4 protein-coding genes are annotated in these 2,826 nt (G+C 66.0%); 3 read left to right on the top strand and 1 reads right to left on the bottom strand.

The window, feature by feature from the left end; all coding sequences use genetic code 11:
* Positions 1-42 precede the first annotated feature (42 nt).
* The gene (locus E3D03_RS20390) at positions 43-843 is read right to left on the bottom strand and encodes an enoyl-CoA hydratase (RefSeq protein ID WP_263568466.1); all 801 of its coding nucleotides are present in this window, start codon (positions 841-843) and stop codon (positions 43-45) included.
* Between the two features lie 84 nt (positions 844-927).
* On the opposite strand from E3D03_RS20390, the gene E3D03_RS20385 reads away from it, so the two are divergent.
* From E3D03_RS20385 to rpsI, 3 genes are all read left to right on the top strand, one after another.
* Positions 928-1,353 (top strand): PaaI family thioesterase, encoded by a 426-nt coding sequence (locus E3D03_RS20385; RefSeq protein ID WP_263568465.1) that lies wholly within the window; start codon positions 928-930, stop codon positions 1,351-1,353.
* Between the two features lie 147 nt (positions 1,354-1,500).
* A complete protein-coding gene (rplM, locus tag E3D03_RS20380; RefSeq protein ID WP_017998496.1) occupies positions 1,501-1,965 on the top strand; it encodes a 50S ribosomal protein L13 in 465 nt (154 codons plus the stop codon).
* A 3-nt stretch (positions 1,966-1,968) separates the two neighbouring features.
* The gene (gene rpsI / locus E3D03_RS20375; RefSeq protein WP_074969002.1) at positions 1,969-2,448 is read left to right on the top strand and encodes a 30S ribosomal protein S9; all 480 of its coding nucleotides are present in this window, start codon (positions 1,969-1,971) and stop codon (positions 2,446-2,448) included.
* Positions 2,449-2,826 lie beyond the last annotated feature (378 nt).

Raw genomic sequence — 2,826 nt, 5'->3', positions numbered from 1 at the left:
AAACCGGAATCCCCTATTGAGTACGAACCCTAGTCCCGGTCGTCAATCCCAGTCTGGCGGCCGCTTTTCCAGGAAGGCCTGGATGCCCTCGGCGGTGTCGGGGCGCAGCAGGTTCTCGCAGATCACCGCGCTGGTTGTGCCATAGGCCTCGGCCAGGCCCATGCCGGCTTGGGCATGAAAGGCGCGCTTGCCCATGCGCACGGCGGCCGGCAGCTTGCCGGCGATCTGCCGCGCCAGCGCCATGGTCTCGTCGGTCAGCGCCTCGGGCGCGGCGACGCGGTTGACCAGCCCCAATTCGCGCGCCCGGGCGGCGTCGATGAAATCGCCGGTGACCAGCAGGTCGAAGGCGGCGCGCGGCGGGATCGCCCGGGTCAGCGCCACCATCGGGGTCGAGCAGAACAGCCCGATGTTCACCCCGTTCACCCCGAAGCGCACGCCCTCGGCCGCGACGGCCATGTCGCAGCTGGCGACCAGCTGGCAGCCGGCGGCGGTGGCGATGCCCTGCACCTCGGCAATCACCGGCTGGGGCAGGGCAGGCAGCTTCTGCATCATCGCCGAGCAATGCGAGAACAGCCGCTCATAGGCGGCGCGGCCGTCGTCCGCGTCATCGCGGGCGCCTTGGATCTCACGCAGGTCGTGGCCGGCGCAAAAGGCCTTGCCCCGGGCCGCCAGGACCAGCACCCGGATGGACGGATCCGCCGCCACCTCGTCCAGCGCGTCCGACAGCGCGTCGATCATGGCCGTCGACAGCGCGTTGTAGTTCGAGGCGCTGTTCAGCGTCAGCCGCGCGACCCTGTCCTGGTCCTCGCGCAGCACCAGCGGCTCGGGGTTTCCGTCCTTCATCCTCGTCTCCCTGACGTCACGGCGCGGCTTGCCTTTGCCGGGCCTTGCCGTCCAGTCTAGCCGTCGGCAGGGCAGGGGGAAAGCATGGCATTGCAAATGGATCGCGAGCGGCTGAACGAGTTTCTCGGCCGGGCGTTCCCACAGATCGCGGGCCAGGTCCGGGTCGAGACGGTGGGCAAGGACACGATGACCGCCCGGCTGCTGGTCGACGACCGCCATCTGCGCCCCGGCGGCACGGTCAGCGGCCCGTCGATGTTCGCGCTGGCCGATGTGGCGATCTACCTGGCGATCCTGTCGCGGATCGGCGAGGTGGCGCTGGCGGTGACCACCAATGCCTCGATCGACTTCATGCGCAAGCCCGAGGCCGGGCGCGACCTGCTGGTCGAATGCCGGATCCTGAAGCTGGGCCGCGTCCTGGCGGTGGGCGAGTGCCTGATCTACTCCGAAGGCACGGCCGAGCCGGTCGCCCGCTGCTCGATGACCTATTCGATTCCGCCGAAAACCGCGTGATATCGGGGCTTGCGATACGGTATCAAGATACCTATTTTGCAAGCACCCGGTTTTCATAAGGAATTTCGGCTACGCCACGCTTGATTTGTGCGCCGCTTTCGCCGATATACCGCCATCTCGAATTACAGCCCCCAAAGGGACCGACAGATGAAAACCTATACCGCGAAACCGGCGGAGATCGAGAAGAAGTGGATCCTGATCGACGCCGAGGGCGTCGTTCTGGGCCGTCTCGCCTCGATCGTGGCGATGCGCCTGCGTGGCAAGCACAAGCCGACCTTCACCCCGCACATGGACATGGGCGACAATGTCATCATCATCAACGCCGACAAGGTGCAGATGACCGGCGACAAGCGCGACCAGAAGAAATACTACTGGCACACCGGCCACCCGGGCGGCATCAAGCACCGCACCGCCCGCCAGGTGCTGGAAGGCGCCCACCCCGAGCGTGTGGTGACCAAGGCCGTCGAGCGCATGATCTCGCGCAACAAGCTGGGCAAGCAGCAGATGACCAACCTGCGCGTCTATGCCGGTGCCGAGCATCCGCATGAGGCTCAGCAGCCCGAAGTCCTGGACGTCAAGTCCATGAACGCCAAGAATACCCGGAGCGCGTAAGCCATGGCCGAAGACATCAAAACCCTCGACGATCTGAAATCGGTCGCGACGGCTGCTCCGGCGGCTGCCCCGGTTCGCGAAGCGCAGCGCGACTCGCTGAACCGCGCCTATGCCACCGGCAAGCGCAAGGATGCGGTCGCCCGCGTCTGGGTCAAGCCGGGTTCGGGCAAGGTCGTGGTCAACGGCAAGGACATCGCGGAATATTTCGCCCGTCCGGTGCTGCAGATGATCCTGCGCCAGCCCTTCGAAGTGGCCGGCGTCGTCGGCCAGTACGACGTCTATGCCACCGTCGCCGGTGGCGGCCTGTCGGGCCAGGCCGGCGCGGTCAAGCACGGCATCTCGAAAGCGCTGCAACTGCACGAGCCCTCGCTGCGCGCCGCGCTGAAGGCCGCCGGCTTCCTGACCCGCGACTCGCGCGTCGTCGAGCGCAAGAAATACGGCAAGGCGAAAGCCCGTCGTTCGTTCCAGTTCTCGAAGCGCTGAGCCGCTTTGCAGATGCGATCAGGAAAACGCGGTCCCTCGGGGCCGCGTTTTTCGTTTCTCCCGGCCGATCTGCCGCGACCCGAGTCGCCAGGACGCTGGAATCAGGCGATTTTCGCGCGAGCCGATTCGGATTTCCGCCTATCCGACGGGCAGGAGAGCCGCAGCCTTGCCCGGAATTGCGACAGAAGAATGACGCTAAATCATGGGGTTGATGAAATTCTTGCCGGGGCGTGCATTTTTCCGCTTGCAAGCTTGGGCGCCGGGGCCTAGATACCCCTTCACCGACGCAGCGAAGACGCAGCGGCGGGGCGGGGACGCGGCCTTGGGTTGCTGAGCCGATGAAATTCTGGGAATGACTGACCGGTTGGGGCGTCGAGC

The organism is Paracoccus sp. DMF, assembly GCF_004407025.1.
GTDB lineage: Bacteria > Pseudomonadota > Alphaproteobacteria > Rhodobacterales > Rhodobacteraceae > Paracoccus > Paracoccus aminovorans_B.
Note: the sequence above shows the minus strand (reverse complement) of the source record. Positions and strands in the feature narration are given on the sequence as shown.